21 protein-coding genes and 2 pseudogenes are annotated in these 21,069 nt (G+C 71.5%); 11 read left to right on the forward strand and 12 right to left on the reverse strand.

What is annotated here, in order from left to right; all coding sequences use genetic code 11:
- Positions 1–166 precede the first annotated feature (166 nt).
- Positions 167–511, forward strand: coding sequence for a prealbumin-like fold domain-containing protein (locus ACFY1T_RS16710; RefSeq protein ID WP_390788764.1), 345 nt, complete (start codon positions 167–169; stop codon positions 509–511).
- A 54-nt stretch (positions 512–565) separates the two neighbouring features.
- On the opposite strand, the gene ACFY1T_RS16715 is transcribed toward ACFY1T_RS16710, so the two are convergent.
- Positions 566–1,903: an APC family permease gene (locus tag ACFY1T_RS16715; RefSeq protein ID WP_390788765.1), complete on the reverse strand. Its 1,338-nt coding sequence runs from the start codon at positions 1,901–1,903 to the stop codon at positions 566–568.
- Positions 1,904–2,141: 238 nt separating this feature from the next.
- On the reverse strand, positions 2,142–2,522 hold the full coding sequence (locus ACFY1T_RS16720; RefSeq protein WP_390788766.1) for a winged helix-turn-helix transcriptional regulator: 381 nt from the start codon (positions 2,520–2,522) through the stop codon (positions 2,142–2,144).
- Positions 2,523–2,617: 95 nt separating this feature from the next.
- On the opposite strand from ACFY1T_RS16720, the gene ACFY1T_RS16725 reads away from it, so the two are divergent.
- A complete protein-coding gene (locus ACFY1T_RS16725) occupies positions 2,618–2,968 on the forward strand; it encodes a DoxX family protein (protein WP_390788767.1) in 351 nt (116 codons plus the stop codon).
- A 124-nt stretch (positions 2,969–3,092) separates the two neighbouring features.
- Here the strand turns inward: ACFY1T_RS16725 and ACFY1T_RS16730 are convergent, their stop codons facing one another.
- Together ACFY1T_RS16730 and ACFY1T_RS16735 are read right to left on the reverse strand one after the other, a co-directional pair.
- Entirely contained in the window at positions 3,093–3,581 is a 489-nt protein-coding gene (locus ACFY1T_RS16730) for a hypothetical protein (protein WP_390788768.1), read from the reverse strand.
- 358 nt (positions 3,582–3,939) lie between these two features.
- Entirely contained in the window at positions 3,940–4,365 is a 426-nt protein-coding gene (locus ACFY1T_RS16735) for a MarR family winged helix-turn-helix transcriptional regulator (RefSeq protein WP_390788769.1), read from the reverse strand.
- 78 nt (positions 4,366–4,443) lie between these two features.
- Between ACFY1T_RS16735 and ACFY1T_RS16740 the strand changes: the two genes are divergently transcribed.
- Positions 4,444–5,088, forward strand: a complete 645-nt coding sequence (locus ACFY1T_RS16740) for an MBL fold metallo-hydrolase (RefSeq protein ID WP_390788770.1) — start codon at positions 4,444–4,446, stop codon at positions 5,086–5,088.
- A 259-nt stretch (positions 5,089–5,347) separates the two neighbouring features.
- Here ACFY1T_RS16740 and ACFY1T_RS16745 read toward each other — a convergent pair whose 3' ends face one another.
- Complete coding sequence (locus tag ACFY1T_RS16745; RefSeq protein WP_390788771.1) at positions 5,348–5,788, reverse strand: hypothetical protein; 441 nt, start codon at positions 5,786–5,788, stop codon at positions 5,348–5,350.
- A gap of 262 nt (positions 5,789–6,050) precedes the next feature.
- On the opposite strand from ACFY1T_RS16745, the gene ACFY1T_RS16750 reads away from it, so the two are divergent.
- The 4 genes and pseudogenes from ACFY1T_RS16750 (at position 6,051) to ACFY1T_RS16765 (ending at position 9,771) form a co-directional block, all read left to right on the forward strand.
- On the forward strand, positions 6,051–6,866 hold the full coding sequence (locus ACFY1T_RS16750; RefSeq protein ID WP_390788772.1) for an SAM-dependent methyltransferase: 816 nt from the start codon (positions 6,051–6,053) through the stop codon (positions 6,864–6,866).
- A 240-nt stretch (positions 6,867–7,106) separates the two neighbouring features.
- Positions 7,107–7,886, forward strand: a pseudogene (locus ACFY1T_RS16755) (putative baseplate assembly protein); the annotation flags it as partial.
- A pseudogene (locus ACFY1T_RS16760) lies at positions 7,883–8,410 on the forward strand (phage tail protein); the annotation flags it as partial. The pseudogenes ACFY1T_RS16755 and ACFY1T_RS16760, both read left to right, overlap by 4 nt.
- Positions 8,377–9,771 (forward strand): NADase-type glycan-binding domain-containing protein, encoded by a 1,395-nt coding sequence (locus ACFY1T_RS16765; RefSeq protein ID WP_390788773.1) that lies wholly within the window; start codon positions 8,377–8,379, stop codon positions 9,769–9,771. The pseudogene ACFY1T_RS16760 and the gene ACFY1T_RS16765, both read left to right, overlap by 34 nt.
- A 266-nt stretch (positions 9,772–10,037) precedes the next feature.
- Here ACFY1T_RS16765 and ACFY1T_RS16770 read toward each other — a convergent pair whose 3' ends face one another.
- From ACFY1T_RS16770 to ACFY1T_RS16780, 3 genes are all read right to left on the reverse strand, one after another.
- Positions 10,038–10,532 (reverse strand): DUF4258 domain-containing protein, encoded by a 495-nt coding sequence (locus tag ACFY1T_RS16770; protein ID WP_390788774.1) that lies wholly within the window; start codon positions 10,530–10,532, stop codon positions 10,038–10,040.
- Positions 10,533–10,661: 129 nt separating this feature from the next.
- The gene (locus tag ACFY1T_RS16775; protein WP_390788775.1) at positions 10,662–11,522 is read right to left on the reverse strand and encodes a hypothetical protein; all 861 of its coding nucleotides are present in this window, start codon (positions 11,520–11,522) and stop codon (positions 10,662–10,664) included.
- Between the two features lie 193 nt (positions 11,523–11,715).
- A complete protein-coding gene (locus tag ACFY1T_RS16780) occupies positions 11,716–11,916 on the reverse strand; it encodes a hypothetical protein (RefSeq protein ID WP_390788776.1) in 201 nt (66 codons plus the stop codon).
- Between the two features lie 125 nt (positions 11,917–12,041).
- On the opposite strand from ACFY1T_RS16780, the gene ACFY1T_RS16785 reads away from it, so the two are divergent.
- The gene (locus ACFY1T_RS16785; protein WP_390788777.1) at positions 12,042–14,873 is read left to right on the forward strand and encodes a tetratricopeptide repeat protein; all 2,832 of its coding nucleotides are present in this window, start codon (positions 12,042–12,044) and stop codon (positions 14,871–14,873) included.
- A gap of 135 nt (positions 14,874–15,008) precedes the next feature.
- Here ACFY1T_RS16785 and ACFY1T_RS16790 read toward each other — a convergent pair whose 3' ends face one another.
- The 3 genes from ACFY1T_RS16790 to ACFY1T_RS16800 are packed head-to-tail and all read right to left on the reverse strand — an operon-like array spanning position 15,009 to position 17,128.
- The gene (locus tag ACFY1T_RS16790; RefSeq protein ID WP_390788778.1) at positions 15,009–15,302 is read right to left on the reverse strand and encodes a DUF1330 domain-containing protein; all 294 of its coding nucleotides are present in this window, start codon (positions 15,300–15,302) and stop codon (positions 15,009–15,011) included.
- Between the two features lie 33 nt (positions 15,303–15,335).
- Positions 15,336–16,769 (reverse strand): MFS transporter, encoded by a 1,434-nt coding sequence (locus tag ACFY1T_RS16795; RefSeq protein WP_390788779.1) that lies wholly within the window; start codon positions 16,767–16,769, stop codon positions 15,336–15,338.
- The gene (locus tag ACFY1T_RS16800; protein WP_329330938.1) at positions 16,766–17,128 is read right to left on the reverse strand and encodes a MarR family transcriptional regulator; all 363 of its coding nucleotides are present in this window, start codon (positions 17,126–17,128) and stop codon (positions 16,766–16,768) included. Before ACFY1T_RS16800 ends, ACFY1T_RS16795 begins: the two co-directional genes overlap by 4 nt.
- A 233-nt stretch (positions 17,129–17,361) precedes the next feature.
- Here ACFY1T_RS16800 and ACFY1T_RS16805 point away from each other — a divergent pair, with 233 nt between their 5' ends.
- Positions 17,362–18,117, forward strand: a complete 756-nt coding sequence (locus ACFY1T_RS16805; RefSeq protein ID WP_390788780.1) for a dienelactone hydrolase family protein — start codon at positions 17,362–17,364, stop codon at positions 18,115–18,117.
- A gap of 49 nt (positions 18,118–18,166) precedes the next feature.
- On the opposite strand, the gene ACFY1T_RS16810 is transcribed toward ACFY1T_RS16805, so the two are convergent.
- A complete protein-coding gene (locus ACFY1T_RS16810; RefSeq protein WP_390788781.1) occupies positions 18,167–19,111 on the reverse strand; it encodes an alpha/beta fold hydrolase in 945 nt (314 codons plus the stop codon).
- An 89-nt stretch (positions 19,112–19,200) separates the two neighbouring features.
- Between ACFY1T_RS16810 and ACFY1T_RS16815 the strand changes: the two genes are divergently transcribed.
- Both ACFY1T_RS16815 and ACFY1T_RS16820 read left to right on the forward strand, forming a co-directional pair.
- On the forward strand, positions 19,201–19,794 hold the full coding sequence (locus ACFY1T_RS16815) for a TetR/AcrR family transcriptional regulator (RefSeq protein ID WP_390788782.1): 594 nt from the start codon (positions 19,201–19,203) through the stop codon (positions 19,792–19,794).
- A gap of 181 nt (positions 19,795–19,975) precedes the next feature.
- Complete coding sequence (locus ACFY1T_RS16820; RefSeq protein ID WP_390788783.1) at positions 19,976–20,992, forward strand: hypothetical protein; 1,017 nt, start codon at positions 19,976–19,978, stop codon at positions 20,990–20,992.
- Positions 20,993–21,069 lie beyond the last annotated feature (77 nt).

Below are 21,069 nucleotides of genomic sequence, written 5' to 3' on the forward strand. Positions count from 1 at the left end.
CAACAGCACGGACACGGTGTGCCCACCGGATCACGGCGGGGCTGCCCTCCCCGGGGGCCCTTGCAACCCCCCACACCACTGCCGCCCCTGCCGCCCCCCGCGCCACTGCCCGGACGGGTCGCCCGACTGCGACGGACCCGGTTCGCCCGCGACCGGTGCGGTCACGGTGGTCAAGGAGGACGCGACCACGGGCGACGTCCTGGCCGGCGCGATCTTCCAGCTGTGGGAGGAGACCAACGGCATCCCCGGTCTCCAGACCACCGGCGCCAACCCGGACACCAGCATCTCGGTCCCTTGCACCACCGGGGCGGACGGCGTGTGCTCTCGTACCGAGCCCTTCGGCACGTACTACTGGCTGGAGACCCAGGCACCGCCCGGGTACGAACTGCCGTTGAACCCGACCTTCGGCCCCCTGCCACTGTGGCAGGGGAACGTCGATGAGGGAGTGACCGTCATCGCCGAGAACACGGCGGAGGTCGATCCGCCCACGAAAGCGCGACCGCGTCCCTGAGGCAGCGGTCCCCCGGCTGGTGGGCACACAGCCAGTCACCGGTCGTCCTGGCCGTCAGTCACCGGTCGCACCGGGAGGCCGGGTGGGCTCGAGGAGCAGCAAGGGCGTACCGACGAGCAGCACCGCGACGCCGAGAACGGCTCCCCATCCGGCGTGGAAGAGGCTGGACCAGAGCACCCACAGGCAGCTGAGTCCGAAGAGCGCGGGGGTCACCGGATAGAGAGGCACCCGATAGTGCGGGGCCGCGGCCGACTCCCTCCTGCGAAAGACGTACAGCGACAGGGCCACCAGGAACATGAAGGACCAGAACACCGGCGCGGTGTAGGCGACCATCGCCCGGAACCCCACGCGCGTGACGGCTCCGAAGACGACCAGCGCCGCGGAGACCGCGCCCTGCAGTACGAGCGCGTTCGCGGGAGTCGAACCGCGTTCCTTCCAGGTGCCGATCGATCGCAGCGCGGCCACGTCCCGGCCGAGCGCGTAGTACGAACGGGCCCCGGTGATCATCAGGCCGTTGAGCGTGGTCAGGGTGGACAGCATGACGACGACGCTGAGGGCCGTCGCCCCCGCGTCGCCGGCGACGGCGCGCATCATGTCGGCGCCGACGGCATCGCTGTCACGGACCCCCTCGAGCCCCAACACGTGCAGAAAGGCCAGATTGATCGCGAGGGTCACGGCGATGACGACGAGCACGCCGAGGACCAGGGCACGGGCCATGTTGTGCTGGGCGTCCTGGAGTTCGCCCGAGAGGTAGGCGGCCTCGTTCCAGCCGCCGTAGGTCAGGAGGATGTACATCATCGCGAGGCCGATACCGGCCACCGACGTCTCCTGCGGGGTGCTCGGGCGAGGTGCGGGAGCCGTCGTTGCGAACGCCGAGACGACGATGGCGATGAGCGCGAGGACGACGACGACCTCGACGAACCGCTGGGTCAGCTTTCCGGGTGTGATGCCCACCCGGTTGACGAGGGTGAAGACGGTGATCGCGACGAGGGCGTACAGGCTCGGACCGTACGGTCCGAGCGACAGGGCAGCGTTCGCGTAGTCGCCCATCACGAAGGCGGCGGCCGCGATGGCACCCGGTTGGATCACCGCGCAGCGCGCCCAGGCGAACAGCAGGGCGACCTTCCGCCCGTAGGCCTCGTTCAGGAAGGCGTACTCGCCGCCCGCGTCGGGGCGCGCGCTGCCCAGCTCGGCGTAGCAGAGCGCACCGATCAGCGTCACCAGCCCGCCCAGCAGCCACAGCGACACGAACTCGGCCTCGTCGCTCGAATACCTCGCCACCAGCGCAGGGGTCGCGAAGATGCCGAAACCCAGGACGATGCCGATCACCATGATCGCGACGTCCGAGGGTGTCAGCGTGGCCCGGGGAACCGCGCCGGAGGTTTCGGACATGGCACACCTCGGGACATCGCAGGCCGCGGGAGGGCACAACAGGACATCGGGGACGCCCCTGACAGAATGCCAGGCGAAGCAGGGCCGGGCGGCGACGACGCGGCCTGGCGACCTGAGTCGGAGAATCGTCGGCAGCAGGCGGCGACTTCGTCGAGGACCTCGTCGGCGTGAGCCGATCCCGACGGCGCCAATACCTTCCCGTCCCGTCGGACTTCGGCCCGGATCGCGCTCTGTGACGTCAAAGCGCCCCGATGGTCCTGGCCTCTTCGGCTGCTTCCCGGAAGGTGACGACCGCCTCGCCGTTCTCCCGCGCCCATGCGGTGAGCATTCTGATGGGCTCCTCCAGGGTTCGCCCGAGATCGGTCAGGCCGTACTCCACGCGCGGCGGCGCCTCGGCGTACGCGTGCCGCTCGACCAGCCCGTTGGCTTGGAGCCGGCGCAGCGTCTGGGTGAGTACCTTGCGCGAGATGCCACCGCTCAGTTCGACCAGCTCGCCGTGGCGCAACGGGCCGTCGGTCAGCGCGAAGAGCGTGACCATGGACCACTTGCTGGCGATGATCTCCATGGCCAGGAGAGCCGGACAGTCCGAGAGGAAGGCGATTCCGGGTCGCTGGTTCATGCCCCGAAGGTTACCTGGAGGTACCTGACGGCCGCCTATCGTCGTCGAGGTGCGCACGCCCCGTACTCGCATCTCGCATGATTGAGGTTTCAGCCATGTTCGTCTCCCTTGCCGCCGTCACCGTGTTGATGTCGGCGGTTCTCCTGATATCGGCCGGGGCCAAGTCTCTGCGGACGCGGCACATCACCGAGCAGATGTCCGCCCTCGGCGTGCCGCAGAGCATGATGGCTTTCCTGATCGGCGCTCAGATCGCGGGCGCGGCCGGTGGGATCGCCGGACTCCGGTGGGGACCCCTCGGAGTCGCCGCCGCGATCGGCCTGACGCTCTATTTCACCGGGGCGGTTGCCTTCCACCTGCGCGTCGGCGACCACAAGGGCGCGCTCCCGGCGGCGGTACTCACCGTGGCCTCCGTAGCCCTGATCGTGCTGCGCACTGCCACCCTCTGATCACGTCCCTCTGCGTGGACGAGGGTGCCGCTCCGGCATCGGCATCGCCCGTCGTCCCCCCGTGGGCCGAGCACCGCGACCGTACGGTCCCGACCGGCCGGGGCGCGGGACCGTACGGGATGGGTCAGGGCTTCGGGATGGCGGTGGGGAGGCCCGTGGGAAGCTTGCCCGGCTCGCTCTTCTGGTAGGTCTCGGTGCCGACTTCCTGCCAGGTGACCTTCAGTTCGGCCGCGCCCACGGAGGCGACCTGGCCCTTCGCGTGCAGTGCGCCCGCCGGGCACTTGAGGTCGAAGGACTTGCCGTCGGTGGTGCCCTGGCAGGTCAGGCCGGAGGCGCCCTCGACGACCACGGCGGTCTTGCCCTTGACGGTCAGGACAACGGGCTTCGACGGATTCGCCATCGAGATCCAGCCGCCCTCCACGCTGCCGCCCTTGGCGTCGGTACCGGCACCGGAGCTGGACGCAGCCGACGGACTGCTCGGCGTCGCGGCCGGCTTCGGGTCCTTCGAGGTGGCGGCCTTGTCGCTGCCGGAGTCGCTGCCGCATGCCGTGAGGGCCAGGGCGGCCGCGATGCCGGCCGCGGCGATGAGGCTGTGACGCAGGTTCTTGTGCACGAGAAGTCCCTTAGTGGAGCACGAGTTGATCGAAAGCGTGTGCCAAATTACCAGGAGGGGAGACACGGGACGGCGGCGTCGGCGTCACCGGTTCGTCACAGGTACCGGGCGCACTCGTCCGAGACGCCGCCGATGGGGAGCCGGCCTGTCGGCGCGGTCGGCCGCGCGACGGAGCGCACGTTGAGGGGCAGAACAGCCGGTCGTACGGGCCTCCGTCAGGTTCGAATCCGGGCTGTCCGGCACCGTCCTACCCCCAAGGGCTGCCACCCGACTGACAGTCGTGAACCGGACACCAGCCGACGGCGCCGAAGCCCCGCCCTCCAGGTGGCGGTACGCGGCGGGCGCGAAGTCTCGCGGTCTACTTGCCGTTCAAGTGTGCGGTCAGGCGGGACAGCAGAGGCAGCGCCGCCTCAAGCGTCTTTCGTTCACTGTCACTGAGGACATCGCTGATCGCGGCGCCGAGCCAGTCCGCACGCCTTCGGCGCTCCTCGGCCAGGCGGTCGCTTCCCGTCGGCGTGAGGTGGAGCAACAGCTTGCGCCCGTCGCTGGGGTGCGCCTCGGCGTACACAAGGCCCTGAGCCAGGAGTTCCTTGACCGCCTTGGCAGCCGACTGGTGACTGACTCCCCGCTGTTGTGCGATATCGGCGGTGGTCTGCGGGCCGCTGCGGTCCAGGTACCCCAGGACGGCGGCCTCGCCGAGCGGCATCTTGTCGGCAGCGCGCACAGTGCGCACGAGCCGTCCGATGGTCAGGCGAAGTTCTTCGGCCAGCTGATTCTCGTCCATGGCGCCAGCTTAACCACACCTACAACCATGTTGTACAGTTTAGCTGTAGATATTTGGGCGGCTCGGAAAGGACCCGCTGTGAAGCTCACCAAGCACTCCCATGCCTGCATCACACTCGAGAAGGACGGCACCCGCCTGGTCATCGACCCCGGCACTCTCACCCCGGACGCGGCAGAAGCCGTCACCCGAGCTCATGCCGTCCTGGTCACCCACGAACACTTCGACCACTTCGACGAAGAGCTCGTCGCCGCCGCTCTCGAAGCCCAGCCCGGGCTGCAGGTCTACGGCACAGCCGCGGTCGCAGCCGCCCTCGGCAGCCGCGGTGGCCGCGTCCACGCCGTCACCGCGGGCGACACCTTCAGCGTCGGTTCCATCACCGCCACCGTCCACGGCCGGCGCCACGCGCTGATCCACGCCGACATCCCGTGCCCCGACAACGTCGGCTACCTCCTCGACGACGGGGCCGTCTACCACCCCGGCGACGCCTACTTCGCGCCCGACGCTCCCGTACACACCCTCCTGCTGCCGACCAGCGGCCCATGGACGAAGCTCGGCGAAGCCGCCGACTACGTCCGCACCGTCAAGCCCGAGCGCATCATCCAGATCCACGAACTCATGCTCAGCGACCTCGGCCAGCACTCCACCGCCAGTCTCCTCGGCGAGAAGGGCCTGACCGGCATCCCGATCGAGCGCCTCGAGCCCGGCACCACCGTCCAGCTGTAAGACGGCGCCTGAGCCCGGTTCGCACCGAGGGCGAAGTGACCAGGCCGCTCGCCGCCCCGGATGCCTGACCGCACACCACCCTCTCGAGCACGAGCACCAGGCGGTCACCCCGGATCCGCGTGGGTCCTGTTCCTGCGCCCCTTGCTGCTGTACGGCGCCGGCGCTGAGCGGCTGGGAGAGTGCGGTGGCGGTACATCATCACGGCGCGTGCTTCAGGGTCGGGCCGCGTCCGATCGTCAGCCTGACCACCCGCCCCCGATCAGCGGCGGCCAGTGGTCAGGCTGACGAGGAACTGGCCGCCGCCCGGCTCGATGCCCGCGGTCACCGGCAGTCCCGGTACCAGCCGGGAGAACCGGTCCACCAGCCAATCCGCCACCTCCTGGGCGTCCTTCCTGGTCGGACAACGGCCCACCACCTCGCGGCCACCCTTGCGCTCCAGCCTGTCGGCAACGGCGATCAGCGGCGCGGGTTCGACTACATACAGGTGCTCCGGCCAGGCGATGACCACCTTGACCGCACCCTTGCGCGTGTTGCACCCGCGGTGCGCGAGCCGCTCGGGGACCTTGGCCTTGCGGTCGGCGGTCCGGCTGTCGACACTGGGCCCCCGCGGGTCGTTCACCGACTCGTCGGGGTCGACCGGCTCGTCACACACCCAACACCGCCAGCCGTCACGCTCGGCCACATCATCAAGAAGACTCATCCGAACAAACTAGCCTGCCCGAGCAGCGCGCGCGGACCAGGCTCGTGGACAAGGCTGATGGCGGGGCGGCTTGGCGCCGCAGGGTTCGGCCATCTCCCCGGGCAGCGGCACCGATCCGGCCCCCCGGCCTCCGCCACCACTCGTTCGGCCACACCATCGGGTGGAATCCGGGACCTTTTCGGCGATCGATGCCCCGTTCGGCCTACCGGTCTGGCTAGTGTCCGTTGGCCGACCGATCCCATCGAGACGCCCGCGAGGTCCCATGTCCAGTGCAACGACCCGGATCGATCCGACGAAGCCCAGTATCGCCAGGGTCTACGACGCATTCCTGGGCGGCAGCGACAACTACGAGGTGGACCGCGAGGTGGTGCGGAGCGTGCAGAAAGCCGCGCCGGAGGCCGCGGACCTGGCGGTCGAGAACCGCGCCTTCTTGATCCGCGTCTGCCGCTTCCTCGCCGGGCAGGCCGGCATCACCCAGTACCTCGACTGCGGGTCGGGCCTGCCGACCGCGGAGAACACCCACCAGGTGGTGCAGCGCCTCATCCCCGGCGCCCGGGTCGTCTACGTGGACAACGACCCCTTGGTGCTGGGCCACAGCCGCACACTGCTGGACGGCAACGAGAGCGCCGTCATCACCGCCGGGGACATCTTCGAACCGGAGAGGCTGCTCGGCAACGAACTCGTACGGTCCCACCTCGACTGGGACGAGCCGATCGCGCTGCTGCACATGGGCACGCTGCACCACTACAACGGCGAGGGCACGCGTACGCGCAAGGACGTCATGCGCGCCTACCTCGAGGCCCTTCCGTCCGGCTCCTACGTCGCGATCAGTCATTTCCTGGATCCGGAAGACGAGTACAGCGCCACCGCCCGGAAGATGGAGGACCTGTTCCTGCACAGCATGATGGGCAGCGGCACCTTCTCCACCAGGGCCGAGCTGGAGGAGCTGTTCAACGGCCTGGAGATGGTCGACCCGGGCCTGGTGCGGTGTGCCGACTGGTGGCCTGACGGCCCGCGACTCAAGCCTTTGAGCTCAGCCCAGCGCTGCATCGCCGGCGGCGTCGCCCACAAGCCGTAGGCCGTACGCCGTGCCGCGCGGAATCGGCGGAACTCGCGGGCGCGGTCGGGACGATTGCGCGGTCTGCCCCGGAGAGCGGCACCTTGGCGCGCCTGAGACTCCTCCAGCACACCGCGGGAAACGCAGCCGTGGAGAAGTGGCTGCGTGCCGAAGAGGACGGTGTCGGGCCCCGATGAGGCCGTGAGGGTGGTCCGGTTGCCCGAACGTACCGTTCCCGAGGGCAACATGTCTGCACCGGTGAGGACTTCATTCGGACGCGGCGGCAACGTGGCGCGCGGCGCCGTCCAGGTGCTGCGCACCTCCGTCCCGTACGTGGCCGAGGTCGTCAACCGCGAGGCGGCGCACGGTGGTGTCGACGGCGAGACGGTGGAGGAGGCCAAGCTGCGGGCGCCGATCACGCTGCGCGCCCAGGACCGCGCCGTCACCCTGCGCGACTACGAGGAGCTCGCCCGGCGCGCCGCGCCGGAAACCGCGCGCATCGCCTGCCTGGAGGGCGAGGAGGGCGAGCACGGCGCCTACGCGGTCCGCGTCCTCGTCGTCCCCCGGGCCGTCCCCGATCCGGGCGGCCGGCTGCGCTTCGAGCAGCTCGTGCCCGGCGACGACCTGCTCCGCCGGATCACCCGGTATCTCGACGAGCGCCGTCTCATCGGCACCCGGCTGGCCGTCGGCCCGCCGTACTACCAGGGCGTCACGGTCGTTGCCACGGTGCACGCGTTCCGCGGCGTCGACACCGACCGGGTGCGCCGCCAGGCGCACGACGCGCTCTACCGCCACCTCGACCCGCTGACCGGCGGCACGGACGGCCGGGGCTGGCCCTTCGGCCGCCCCGTCCAGACCGGCGAGCTGTTCGCGGTGCTGCAACGGGTCCCCGGGGTGGAACTCGTCGACCAGGTCGTCCTGCACCCCGCCGATCCCCTCACCGGCAGGCGCGGCGACCCGACCGACCGCATCGACCTGGAGCGGCCCTCGCTGGTCTTCTCCTTCGACCATCGCGTCCGGGTGATCGGGGACGACGGATGACGGCCCCTCCCTACCGGGGCTCCGTCGACGGCCTGGGCTCCTCGCTCCCGCTGGGCGCGATGCTCCCCGCCGTCTTCGCCGACGACGACCTGGCACAGCGGTTCGTCGGCGGCCTGGACGAGGTCCTCGCGCCCATCCTCAACGTCCTGGACTGCCTGGACAGCTATTTCGACCCGGCGCTGGCCCCGGGCGACTTCGCACGGTGGCTCGGCACCTGGGTGGGCGCCGAGACCGACGGCGGCGAGCCCGAGCCCAGGTTGCGGGCGGCCGTCGCGGCCGCCGTCGCACTGCACCGGGTCCGCGGCACCCGACGTGGCCTCGCGGAGGCGGTACGGCTCGCCTTCGGCGTCGCGCCCGATATCACCGAGAGCGGCGGCGCCGACTGGAACGCCCGCCCGCTGGGCCCCTTCCCCGGCGCCCCGCGCCCCCGGCTGCACGTCACCCTCCGCCTGCCCGAGCCGACTCCGGCCGACACGACGCGTGCGGCGCCGTGCTCGGCTGGGACCAGGGCGCCGCCCGCGCCGCGCGGCCGGCCGACTCGTCGTCGCACTCCCACAGGCCCGCCGTGGACGCGCCCCGGCCCCCGCAGGAAACGGCACGGGCGACGAGTGGCTCGGACGCCGGCGCGCCCGCGCGCGCCGGCACGGCCGCGGGCACCACGGACGGAGCGCGTGCGGCACGGGCGGTGCGCGCCGACGGCCGCGGCACCGGGCCCGCCACGAGGCCCGCCGCCGGCGGTTCGCAGGGACCGGCGTCCGGACACGCCGGGGCGGCCGGGGAGTCGGACCGTCCGGGGCCGTCGGGCGGGCAGGGGCCGTCGGTCGGGCAGGGGGGCGCCGGGTCGGCCGGTCCGCCTCGGACCGACGACGCCGCGCAGCCCGCTGCTCCCGATCCGGTGCGCCCGGATGCGCCGTCGCCCGAGGACACCGCGCCCACCGCGCCCGTGCCCGCCGCACCGGCCCCGCACGCGCTGAGCGACACCATGTCCGACCGGGCGCGCTCCCTCCTCGTACCCGTGGCGGACCCGGAGGTTCCGCAGCCCGGGCCGGCGGCGGTCGCGCCCGTCCTGCCCGGCCGGCCGGACGCCGACCGGCCCACCGTGCGTGCCCCGGGCGAGCAGCCCGGCATCGAGGGCGGCCCGCCGTGCCGGTGGTGCGCGACGCCGAACCGGCCCGACCGCCATTACTGCGTGCGCTGCGCGATGCCGCTGGCCGAGACCGGCGAGGCCGCCGCACCCGGACGGGCGCCCTGGTGGCGCCGTCTCTTCGACGGGCGGCACCGCGAGACGCCGTGGGCGGGAGACCGCCCCCGGCTGCGCCGTGTCTTCGACCGCATCGGCACCTGGACGGCCCTCGCCGTCGTCGTCACCCTGGCGATCCTCGGCTTCGTGTACCTGCCCGCCGGTATCCAGGCCACCCGGGACCACTTCGCCAAGCGGGCCCCGGTCGCTCCGGACCGGGTCGCGGCCTCCCGCTCGTATCCCGGCCACCAGCCGGAGCTCGTCTTCGACAAGCGCGGCAACACCTGGTGGGGGCCCGGCGTCTCGCAGTCCGGTCAAGGGGAATGGATCGAGGCCACCTTCGGCGAACCGACCCGGTTGCTGGACCTGATCATCACCCCGGGCGTCTCCGCGCGGGCCGACAAGACGGGCGAGTCGGCCCTTCCGCACCGCGTCACGGCGACGATCACCGGGAAGGACGGCAAGGTCACCACGCGCCGGCTGACCCTGGACCAGGGGGCGGGCGGCCAGCGGCGTCCGTTCCCCGTCGGCGAAGTCACGAAGGTCCGCTTCACCGTCGATTCCTCGCATACGACCTCCGCCGACAAGCAGGTCGTCATCGCGGAGATCGAGTTCTTCGGCCCGTCGAACGCCAACCGCTCCTGACCGCCCACACGGGAGCCCGTGCCGTGGGCCCGTGGGCGCCCCCCCCCCCGGCGGCCCCACCGCCCCCCCCCCCGCGCCCCCGCCCCCCCCCGCGGTGCCCCGTGGGGGGGCCCGGCCCCCCCCCCCCCCGGGGCGCCCCCCCCGCCCCCCGCCACGGGCGCGTCCGCCGGCCCGCTCCGGAGGCGATGGCGCGAACCAGGAGCGGGGACCGATCAGGACCGGCGGCGTGCCGGTGGAGGCACGGACGATCGCGGAGCCGACTGCTGCTACTCGCCCTTCCAGAAGACGGTGACGACGTTCCAGCCGCCTTCGCCGAGACCGACGAGGACCACCAGCTCGCCGCCACTGGAAAGCCCGAGCGTGTAGCGCCAGTTCCCGTTCTGCTGGCACGCGGCGTTCCTGGCACCGACCCTGACGACCTTCTGGATGTCGTCCTCGGTCACCCCGCGCTCGTTCATGCGGTCGCGGGCGTGCTGGGTGATGCGGTCGTAGGCGCTCGGCGCGACATCCGAGTAGCAGCGGTTGGTCACTTCGTGTCCGCCGCGGGTGGGCGGGCCCGCGGTCGTCGTGGCTGCCGTCGCGGGGCCGGAGATCCCCATCACGGCAGAGGTGACAAAGCCGAGGGCCAGGAGCCGAAGGCGCTTCGAGGTGTTCACGGTGATTCCCTTTTCCGGGTGCTGTGCACGCGGCCGGCCGGCCGCTGCGGAAAAGGTGCCCGGCAGCCGTCCACGTGCGATCAGCAGAAGATCAACGGCAACCATCGGAGCCCGACCATCGGGGTCAACAGTCCCAGCGGGGCGGCCGACCGCCCGGGCCACTCGCATCTGCCTGACCAGCACCAACCGAACACCGATCCATCAGGACGGCCTCCGCGGTCACATGGACCACGACTAATCTGCCGAAGGGGTGGGGGCAGGCGCCGGGGCCGGGGCGGGAGCCGGAGCGGGTACCAGGGCGGGGGCCGGGGTCACGAGACGCGGTGGGCGGGTCAGGAACAGCCAGACGGAGAGGCTGACCGCCGCCAGGAAACCGGCCACCATGACCGCCACCACGCCGCCCATGGGCACCGGGCAGCCGTTCCCGCCGAGCGCGACCGTGCAGCTCACCAGCAGGACGCACACGGTGACGACCGCCAGCCCGCTCCCGGCGATCCCCCGCGTCGCCCCGTCCCCCGCCAGACGGACTCCGTCCAGGCCGGGGCGGCCGTATGCGATGTAGCCGACGACGGAGACCCCGAGCAGCACGAGGAGCAGGCCCGCGATGAGGAGGTCCAGCCAACCGGGCACCGTTTTGTAGTACCCCTTGCCGTACTCGTACACCCCGTTGCACAAGAGCGCGAACATCGGCAGGGGCGCGCACTGGCCGAGCAGGCGGCGCCCGTGGTCGACCGCGGTGTGCGGCAGCACGCTCTCCAGGAGGAGGATGGCCGCGTAGATCAGCATGGCTCCGGAGACCGAGAACGCAAGCCCCGCCACGTCGTGCTCGAACAGCGCCCGGCCGGTGTTCTTGCCGTCGGCCGCGATGATGCAGTAGGCGAGCGAGGTCAGGATGAGACCCAGGAGCGCCGAGAGCAGGACGGGCACCGCCTTGTTCAGTGCCTCTTCCCGGCGTTCTGCGGGCGGGGCGCCGCCCAGCAGGTGCGAGACGACGATGAACACGGCCGCCAGGGCGAACCCCGCGAGCGTTCCGGACAGTTGCGCGTACAGGTTCGCGACCTGGGTGAAATCGAGGGTCGACGTGGTGCAGTCCATCGGCACTCCGGGCTGGAGGGAGCAGTTCGTTGAAGCCGTGCGTCCGTGTGGCCGTGGGGCGCCGCACGAGTGGCGACGTCTCACGCGGGCCATGCTTCCTGCCCGGCCGGCGCCCCAAACCCGGAACCGGAAAGTCCGGCGGTCACCGTTCTTGCCCCGCCCGACAGACCGGACCCCGACCGCTGCCGTCAGGTCAGGTCAGGACCGCGGCCAGGGCGCCGGTGACGGCAGCGGCCAGGGTCAGGAACGCCGCGAACGCGGCGGCGGCGCGCAGGCACGCGGCCGGGTAGGTGGCGCCGTCGAGGCGGGCGAGTTTCCCGGCCACCGCGGCGACGGCGAGGGCGCCGATCAAGACCAGGCACATCGTGAACAGCACCACTGTCAGAGCAGACATTCGAACTCCTCGCAAGGACGCTTCGGTTGATGGACCAACCATCTCGAATCGGGTGTGCGACAGGGTTCGGCCGGGCGAAGATGAACACTGCTGAACAATGGCGTGCACACCGGCCGGGGGAAATCATGAGCACCACGGATGGGGAACGGCACCCTGACGACGAGCCCGGTGCGGCCTTGTCCCGGCTACAGGCGCAGTTCGCGGACGCGCTGGCCTCGAAGGGGCAGACGGTCACCTGGCTGGCGGGGAAGGCCGGGCTGGGACGTACGGGGGTGAGCAACGCCCTGAACAAGCCGTACGTTCCGAGCGCGCGGACCGTGGCCGCCATGGCTCGGGCGTTGCGGCTCGACGAGGAAGGCCTGCTGGAGCTGCGGCGGCAGGCGGAAGCAGCTCAGGACCGCGGACCGGGCGGGCCGGGGCCGGTCGTCGCGGCCTCGCTGGGCGGGCCTTCGGGCGGTGTTGGGGGCCGGGTGGTGGGGCAGCCGGGTCTGCTGGTGGGGGCGCCGCCGCTGGCGGCATCGGCGTTCCAGCCCCGCGCGGGGATCCGGGAACGCATCGATGCCGCCCGTGCGGGGGGCGCGGTGGTGCTGACGCAGGCCAGGCGGGCGTCAGCGGGGGTGCTGTCGGGGATGGGCGGGGTCGGCAAGTCCCAGCTCGCCGCCCAGTACGCCCACCAAGCCGTGGCCGAGGAGACCGGGTTGGTGGTGTGGGTCCCGGCCGGCGAGCACGCACAGGTCATCGCCCTTTACGCGCAGGCCGCCCTGCGGGTCGGGGCACTCGGCGCGAGCGGGCAGGATCCCGAGCAGGACGCGCGGGCGTTCCTGGAGTGGCTGGCCACCACCAACCGGTCCTGGCTCGTGGTCCTCGACGACGTCACCGACCCGGGCGTCGTCGGCCCGTGGTGGCCACCGGCCCGGCCCGGCATCGGCTGGACGCTGGCCACGACCCGCCTGCACGACCCGCGCCTGACCGGCGGCGGCCGCGCCCGCATCGAAATCGACGTCTACACCCCTCAGGAAGCCGTCGACTACCTCCAGGAACGGGTCGCCGGTGACGGTGGAGGGCACCTTCTGGACGGGCGGGAAGGCGAGGTCGCCCGTGTGCTCGGCCATCTCCCCCTCGCACTGGGCCACGCGGCCGCGTACCTCCTCGCCGAGGAACTCAGCTGCGCCCGGTACCTGACCCGCCTGGCCGACCAAGCACTGCAGCTGGACGACATCCTCCCGGACTGGGCGGACACCGAGGGCTATCAACGGCAGGTCACCGCCGCCCTGCTCCTCTCCCTGGGCGCAGCCGAACAAGCCGGCCCCGAAGGCGTCATCACGCCCCTCGTCCGGCTGCTGGCGCTCCTCGACCCGGATGGCCACCCGGAATCCCTCTGGACCACCCCACCCGTCACCACGCTCCTCACCGCGGCCCGAGGCCACGGCGCCAAGCAGGCGACCACGGCGGAGGAGGTGGTGCGCGCGCTACGGGTTCTACGCCGGTACGCACTGATCACCACCGACCCGCACACCCCGCACCGTCAAATCCGGATGCACGCCCTCACCGGCCGCGCTGTCCGCGAAACCACCCCCGCCAGCCGGCAGCCCGACCTCGCCACCACCACCGCCGACGCCCTGATCGCGATCTGGCCGCCCACCGATCTACCGCGGGAGTTCGCACAAACGCTGCGGGCCAACACCACCGCACTGCTCCAAAACGCCGAGAAGCACCTCTGGCGGGACCGCATTCACTCGGTGATCCTCATCAACGGACAGAGCCTCAGAGCCGGCGGCCTGCACCAGGACGCCCACGGCTACTGGACATCGATCACGGAAACGGCCGTGCGAGTACTCGGGCCGGACCACCCCGACACCATCAGCGCCCGCGCCAACCTCGCCGCCGCCTACAGCGACCTCGGGCGCCACCACGACGCACTCGGCCTCCTGGAAGCCGTACGCGCCGGCTGCGAACGCCTCCTCGGTCCCGACCACCCCGACACCATCAGCACCCGCACCAACCTCGCCGTCACCTACCACCGGCTCGGACGCCACCACGACGCACTCTCGCTCCAGGAAGCCGTACACGCCGACTGCGAACGCCTCGTCGGGCCCGACCACCCCAACGCCCTCCAGGCCCGCGCCAACCTTGCCGACACATACCGCAACCTCGGGCGCCACCACGACGCGCTCACCCTCGAAGAAGCCGTTTGCACCGACTCCGAACGCCTTCTGGGGCCCGACCACCCCAACACCCTCCACGCGCGTGCCAACCTCGCCGCCACCTACCACCGGCTCGGGCGCCACCACGAGGCACTCGGCCTCCAAGAAGCCGTCCAGGCAGACCGCGAACGCCTCCTCGGAACCGACCACCCCGACACCATCAGCGCCCGCGCCAACCTCGCCGTCACCTACCACCAGCTGGGGCGCGACGACGACGCACTCACCCTCCAAGAAGCCGTCCAGGCAGACTGCGAACGCCTCCTCGGTACCGACCACCCCGACACCATCGGCGCCCGCGCCAACCTCGCGGTCACCTACAGCAACCTGGGGCGCCACCACGACGCACTCGGCCTCCTGGAAGCCGTACACGCCGACTGCGAACGTCTTCTCGGCACCGACCACCCAGACACCCTCCTCGCCCGCGCCAACCTCGCCGCCACCTACCACCGGCTCGGGCGCCACCACGAGGCGGTCACTCTCCTGGAAGCCGTACACGCCGACTGCGGACGCCTTCTCGGCACCGACCACCCAGACACCCTCCTCGCCCGCGCCAACCTCGCGGTCACCTACAGCAACCTCGGGCGCCACCACGACGCACTCGGCCTCCACGAAGCCGTCCACGCAGACCGTGAACGTCTTCTCGGCACCGACCACCCAGACACCCTCCTCGCCCGCGTCAACCTCGCCGCCACCTACCACCAGCTCGGACGCCACCACGAAGCGGCCCGCCTGCGCAACGAGCCGGCGCCGTAGACCAACACGCCGGCCGACGACGGATGCCGGACAGCGGTACCCGTCGAGCAGCGCGGGCTTCGAGGGACGCCCTCGCCGCCGTACCGGTGAAGACGAAGGCGGTGGATCTTCGGTGAAGATCCGGCCGGACCTCGGTCAGTCGATGCCTTCGACGATGCGGAAGTCGCGCTCGACGCCGTCGGAGAGGGCGGCCAGCGCCTCCTGATAGGCCGCACTCTCACGCGCCGCGACGGCCTGCTCGAAGCTGTCGAACTCGATCAGGATGGTGCGCTCGGCAAGTCCGGCGTCATAGGCGACGACCCGGCCGTCGCGGGCGAGGAGCCGCCCGCCCCCGGCCTGGACGGCCGGACCGGCCAGCTTGTTGTAAGCAGCCAGCTTCTCAGGGTCTGAAATGGTGCGGTAGACGCTGACCCAGTAGCCCTTGGGCATGGAACCTCCAGTGTCGGGATGAGTGCATCTGACTTACGGGTTGGTCTCGGACGAGCGTCGGCGGGCGAGAGCGAGGCTCGTCAGCGTCGTGATCGCCATGGCGCCGATGCCGACCAGCGCCGCGGTGGTGTAGGCGCTGTCGTCGGGGAAGAGCTGGCCGGGGCCGGTGCCCGCGGCGAGGATCAGGCCGCCGATGGCGCTGCCCAGGGAGTACCCGACGCTGCGGACGACGTAGTTGAAGCTCATGGCGCTCGACGTCTCGCTCTTGGGGGTGACGGCCAGGATGACGCCGGGCATCGCGGCCGAGAAGCCGCCGACGCCGAAGCCGAGCACGCCCATCGCCGCGAACAGTTGGGCCACGTCCGACCGGGCCGCCGCGAACAGGGCGAACCCGCCGCCGACCACGACGGCGCTGCCGGCCAGGAGCAGCGGGTCGGCGATCCGCGTCCGGACCCGCGGCGTGAGCTTGCCGGCGACGAACCCCAGCACCGAGAACGGGATGAGGACCAGCCCGGCGACGAAGGTCGTCAGCCCGAAGCCGTAGCCGGCGCCGTGCGGCGTCTGCGCGTACCGGGTGATGAGCGTGAGCAGGAGGTACATGCCGATCCCGCCGACGAACATGGCGAGGTTCGCCCCGGCGACCGCGGGGTGCCGCACCGCCCGCACGTCGACCAGGGGCGTCCTGCTGCGCAGCTCGATGACGACCCAGACGAAGAGCAGCACCACCGCGACGACGGCGAGGCCCACCGCCACGGCGAGGTGCCGGCTCCACAGGTTCCGTTCGCCGGCGAGGAACAGCACCAGGAGCAGCGCAGTGGCCAGGACGACCGCGCCTGCCACGTCCACGCGGGCGGAGCGGCCTTCGGGGGCTTCGGGCATGGAGCGCCACGCGGCCAGGAGGGCGGCGGCGGTGACGACCAGGCCGAGGCCGTAGGCGGCCCGTACCCCGCCGAGCTCGGCGAGCAGCGCGGCCAGCGGGTAGCCGACTCCGGCCCCGATGATCGAGACCACCGAGATCAGGGCGATCACGCCCGCGCTGCGCTCCTCGGGGAGGTGGTCCCGGGCGACGCCCATCATCAGCGCCGTCAGCCCGAGCCCTACTCCCTGGGCCGCCCTGCCGGCCAGCAGCCAGGCGAACGGCAGGGGCAGCACGGTGAGCGCGCTGCCGGCGACGACGACCGCCAGCGTGGCGAGGATCGTGGCCCGCCGGTGCGGGCCGGCTCCGAGCCGGCCCAGGACCGGCGTGGCGACGGCGCCACTGAGCAGCGCGATGGTCAGCGTCCATTGCGCGCTGCCGAGCGAGACGTGGAACGAGGTCGCCACGCTGGTGATGAGCGGCGTCCCGAGGCTGGCGACCGCCGCCACGACCAGAGCGATGAACATCAGGGCGGGGACCAGCAGGCGCACCTCGGAACGCGCCGCCGGGAACGTCTCCGCCGCGACCCCGCCGGCCGGCTGCCCGGTCACTGCTTCGGCCCTTCGCGGTCCTGGCTTTCGAGCTCTGCCAGATGCTTCAGCGCCGGAAGGGCCGCCACCAGCGCCTCGACCTCATCGCCGGTGAGCTCGCCGATCAACTGCTCGAACGCGTGGACGCCCGCCTGGCGCCGCGTCCGGACATAGGAGGCGCCGGCCTCGGTCAGGCACACCAGCGTGACCCGCTTGTCGGACGCGTCGCCCCGCCGCTCGACCAGGCCGGACTCCTCCATCACCCGGACCAGGGCGGTCATCGCGGGCTGGGTGACGCCCTCGACCGCGGCCAGATCGGTGATGCGCCGCGGGCCGGTCCGGTCCAGGGTGGCCAGGGTGGCGGCGGACGTCAGGCTCATGTCCCGGGGCAGGCGTCTCACGGCCCTGGTGGCCAGGCCGTAGAGGACTGCTCCGATGGCGGCGGACGCGCCTGGCGCGGTGTCGTGGCGACTCACGCCAGAAGCATAGCATTTTTATATTCATAGTTTATGGATCCGGGTCGCGGCCGTATTCCAGAGGGACGCCCCGCGCTGTTCTGCCAGTGGCAGAACACCGGCCGGACCGGGCACGACGATCACTACAGTCCAGTCCCATGACGACGATGACGACGCGTACCGTCGAGTATCCGGCCGACGGTCTGACGATGATCGGGCACCTCGCACTCCCGGCCGGCGTCGACCGCCGGCCCGCGGTACTGCTCGGACCAGAGGGCATGGGGCTCAGCGACGTCGAGCGCCGCCGGGCCGATGCTCTCGCCGAGCTGGGATACATCGCTCTGGCCTTCGACCTTCACGGCGGGCGCTACCTGGGCGACCCCGAGGAGATGCTGGCCCGCTGCCTGCCGCTGCTCGCCGATCCCGACCGGATGCGAGGCATCGGCCACGCCGCGCTCGACGTGCTGCGCACCGAACCACGGACCGACCCCGACCGGATCGCCGCCGTCGGATACGGCACCGGAGGCGCCATCGCGCTGGAGCTCGGGCGCGGCGGCGTCCACCTGCGCGCGATCGGGACGGTCAACGCAACCACCACGGGCCGGCAGGGCGAGGCGGCGCGCATTCAATGCCCGGTGTGGGCCGGGGTCGGGTCGGAAGACCCGATCATGGCGCCCGCGCAACGGAACGCGTTCACCGCCGAGATGCAGGCCGCGGGCGTCGACTGGCGCCTCACGGTCTACGGCGGCGCCTTGCACGCCTTCCACCACCCGCCGGTCGGCCACCCCACGGTCCCCGGTGTCGGCTACCACCCACGGCACGCACGGCGGGCCTGGCGCGACGTCGTCGACCTGCTCGCCGAGTGCCTGCCCGTGGCGGAGGACCGCCAAGGCCCTTCGCCGCGTCGGCGGTGATGGCAGCAGTGCCGATCTCGCCGACGTCACGAACTGACCGGCGCGCGGACTACTCGACACGCTCGTGCTCGATGAACGCCCTCAACACGTCCACAGTTGCGTCGGGCTGCTCGTCGGGGATGAAGTATCCGGCTTGCGGGATGACCACGCCGGTCACGTTCCCTGCCCACGGGCTGATGGAGGCGGCCATGTCGGGGATCGAGCCGTGCGAGCTGGAGACTCCCAGGACCGGGAGGGCCAAGTGACCCCGTTCGAGGGCGTCATGATTCTTGCGCGCCGACTCCGCGGCATCGCGGTAGTAGGCGAGTGACGCCGAAAGTCCGCCGTCGGCCGCGATGGCGGCTGCGTAATGGTCGATCTCGGCACCGTCGAAGGTGTCCGGGGACAGCGCTTTGACCTTCAAGAACCAGCCGACGTAGTCACGTTCGCGGCCGGTGAGCAGAGTCTCGGGCAGTTCGGGCACCAGGTGGAAGGCGAAGTGCCAGGTCTTCCAGGCCCGGTCGGGGTCCGTCGGGAAGGAGTCCGGGAGGGTGATTCCGGGAATGCCGGCGTCGAGCAGAGCGAGACCATGCAGGCGCTCTTCGTACTTCAGGGCCAGCGAGAAGGCGACCCAGGCCCCGACGTCGTGGGCGACGAGCCAGCACTTCGGCACGTTGAGGGCCGCCAGCGCGGCCTGGACACGCGAAGCGACGGTGTGCGTGTCGTAGCCCCCTTGAGGGCGGTCGGAGTGGCCCTGCCCCGGCAGGTCGATCGCGATCACGCGGAATCGCTCGGCAAGTCCTGGCATCACCTTTCGCCAAGCCCACCAGGTCTGCGGGAATCCGGCGAGCAGGACGACGGTGGGACCGTCCGGCCGGCCGCCCTCCACGGCATGGAGTCGGATTCCTTCCGCGTCGGCCCAGCGGTGAGTGAAACCCGCGAGGTCGTACAGAGGCAGCCCGGGGACCGGGTTCTGTTCGCAGGAGCGGTCCGGAGCCATGGCGTCGTCGGTCATGTCGTGAGCCTACTGCATCTTGAACTGATCAGTTCAAGATAGGATGGGTGGGGCCACAACGGCTGGTACGAGAACGAGGTGCATGCGTGATGGCCGGGAAGAAGCAGTTCGACGTGGGCATCGCGCTCGACGCGGCGATGGTCCAGTTCTGGCGGGCCGGATTCGCCGACACGTCTCTCGACGACCTCTCCAGAGCGACCGGGCTGAACCGCAGTTCCATCTACTCTTCGTTCGGCGACAAAGACTCGCTCTACCTGAGTTGCCTGGACCGCTACGCCGCGCGGTACGGAAGCAGGTACGACCAGGCGCTTTCACGTGCGTCCGAGGACCCGCTCCAGGCGGTGAGGGCGTTCTTCGAAGTCACCCTGGAGCGCATCGCCGACCCTGACGTACCTGATGGATGCCTGATCGCCCAGACCGCGATGGCGGCACCGGCGCTCAGCCCCACCATCGCGGCGCGCGCGATCGAAGCTCTGGACCTTCAGCGTGCGCGGCTGCGGACCGCCTTGAACGCCGCGCAGTTGGCCGAAGGCGATGCCGACGGCTTCGCGCTCCACATGACGGCGGTCAACCAGTCGCTGGCCGTGATGAGCAAGGCCGGGGCGAGCCAGGAGCAGCTCCGTACGGTCATCGACATCAGCACGAGTGCGCTCTCGCACGCCCTGCATGCCCGGAACCCCTGACCACCGACGGCCCGAACAACCTCGAGCCGGCCATCGCGGACAAGGGCCGCTCGTCCCGGACCTTCCGCGCCCACCTCCGCGGGGTCGATCGGCCGGGCAGGCGCAGTGCGGGCCCGGAGGGGCTGGGCCGGGTGGAGCAGTTGGCTCGCGGAGCCGGGCGCGGGTTTCGAGACTGTGCCCCATGAAGAGACAACGATCTCTCGGAAAGCACGTCCGTGGGCTGGCCGCCCTCGTCGCGGGGCTGCTCCTCCTGGGCGCGCCGAGCGCGTTCCCGCTCTCCCGCGACGGCGCGAGCGACCCCGGCGGGCCGTGCGTCTCCACACCGGCCGAGTACCGGGCCGCATGGGAGGCACGCGAGGTCCGGTGCGTGGCACCCTCCCTCTTCGGCACCACGCACGCCCGGGGCGAGACGTCCCTCTACCCGAGTGGCTTCCGCTACGCCTGGGCCGGCTCCAGCACCAACCTCGAGCAGTATCTGAAACTGCGGGCACGGTACGGCGACCAGCCGGCCAAGGTCGGGATCGGGGTCCTGTCCTACGTCGGCTACCCGGGACTGGACGGCTGGACGACGCCGACCGATCTGGAGGTCTACACGCTGCCGGCCGGCGTCCGCGCGCAGGTGCCGGCCTTCGAGACCTGGTTCCGGCTGCTCGACGAGGAGTTCGGCACGACGGGGGCGTACCCGCTCGGGGCTCAGCGCGACCTGGTCTTCGCGTACTCCCGGCTGGACCGGGACAAGGACGTCGTCGGGGCGTTCGAGGACGTCACCGGCTGCCGTCGTGACGCGCTGCTCGCGGGCGAGGCCCCTTCGGCGGAGATCGGCTGCAACCGCTCCTTCCTCGCAGCGCTGGCCGCCGCCGGCCCGTCCCCGTACGACGGCGCCGACTCCTCGACGTGCTTCGCGAACTTCCGGACGCGCTATCGGGGCGACCGGGACGCCTCGGCGCTGCGGGGCGCGCTGTTCCAGTGCCAGGACACCGGGTTCCTCAACACCGGTGTGGGGCTGGGCTACAACACGTACGCCAACCCGTTCGTGTGCCGGCCCGCCGACCGGCAGAGCGTGCGGGAGAGGTACACCGGACGCGAGTTCATCGTGCCGAACGCCCTCTTCACCGCTCTGCCGAGCCATGTCGGCATCCCCCTGGACCTCGGGACACCGGGCCAACGCGAGTTCCTGCACGCGGGATACTGCCGGTGACCGAACCGTCAGACCAGTACACGCTCGCCCGGCCGCCGTCTCCGCGCCGAGGACGACACGTCGACCGTCTCGGAGCA

Origin of the sequence: Streptomyces sp. NPDC001194 (genome assembly GCF_042896985.1) — a bacterium.
Classification (GTDB): domain Bacteria; phylum Actinomycetota; class Actinomycetes; order Streptomycetales; family Streptomycetaceae; genus Streptomyces.

What these genes read in the sequence shown, in the direction of transcription:
- ACFY1T_RS16715 (WP_390788765.1), bottom strand. Translation starts at nt 1,903, where the DNA reads ATGTCCGAAACCTCCGGCGCGGTTCCCCGGGCCACGCTGACACCCTCG.
- ACFY1T_RS16725 (WP_390788767.1), top strand. Translation starts at nt 2,618, where the DNA reads ATGTTCGTCTCCCTTGCCGCCGTCACCGTGTTGATGTCGGCGGTTCTC.
- ACFY1T_RS16750 (WP_390788772.1), top strand. Translation starts at nt 6,051, where the DNA reads ATGTCCAGTGCAACGACCCGGATCGATCCGACGAAGCCCAGTATCGCC.
- ACFY1T_RS16800 (WP_329330938.1), bottom strand. Translation starts at nt 17,128, where the DNA reads ATGAGCCTGACGTCCGCCGCCACCCTGGCCACCCTGGACCGGACCGGC.
- ACFY1T_RS16770 (WP_390788774.1), bottom strand. Translation starts at nt 10,532, where the DNA reads ATGGTTGCCGTTGATCTTCTGCTGATCGCACGTGGACGGCTGCCGGGC.
- ACFY1T_RS16810 (WP_390788781.1), bottom strand. Translation starts at nt 19,111, where the DNA reads ATGACCGACGACGCCATGGCTCCGGACCGCTCCTGCGAACAGAACCCG.
- ACFY1T_RS16780 (WP_390788776.1), bottom strand. Translation starts at nt 11,916, where the DNA reads ATGTCTGCTCTGACAGTGGTGCTGTTCACGATGTGCCTGGTCTTGATC.
- ACFY1T_RS16815 (WP_390788782.1), top strand. Translation starts at nt 19,201, where the DNA reads ATGGCCGGGAAGAAGCAGTTCGACGTGGGCATCGCGCTCGACGCGGCG.
- ACFY1T_RS16805 (WP_390788780.1), top strand. Translation starts at nt 17,362, where the DNA reads ATGACGACGATGACGACGCGTACCGTCGAGTATCCGGCCGACGGTCTG.
- ACFY1T_RS16745 (WP_390788771.1), bottom strand. Translation starts at nt 5,788, where the DNA reads ATGAGTCTTCTTGATGATGTGGCCGAGCGTGACGGCTGGCGGTGTTGG.
- ACFY1T_RS16820 (WP_390788783.1), top strand. Translation starts at nt 19,976, where the DNA reads ATGAAGAGACAACGATCTCTCGGAAAGCACGTCCGTGGGCTGGCCGCC.
- ACFY1T_RS16720 (WP_390788766.1), bottom strand. Translation starts at nt 2,522, where the DNA reads ATGAACCAGCGACCCGGAATCGCCTTCCTCTCGGACTGTCCGGCTCTC.
- ACFY1T_RS16775 (WP_390788775.1), bottom strand. Translation starts at nt 11,522, where the DNA reads ATGGACTGCACCACGTCGACCCTCGATTTCACCCAGGTCGCGAACCTG.
- ACFY1T_RS16785 (WP_390788777.1), top strand. Translation starts at nt 12,042, where the DNA reads ATGAGCACCACGGATGGGGAACGGCACCCTGACGACGAGCCCGGTGCG.
- ACFY1T_RS16790 (WP_390788778.1), bottom strand. Translation starts at nt 15,302, where the DNA reads ATGCCCAAGGGCTACTGGGTCAGCGTCTACCGCACCATTTCAGACCCT.
- ACFY1T_RS16735 (WP_390788769.1), bottom strand. Translation starts at nt 4,365, where the DNA reads ATGGACGAGAATCAGCTGGCCGAAGAACTTCGCCTGACCATCGGACGG.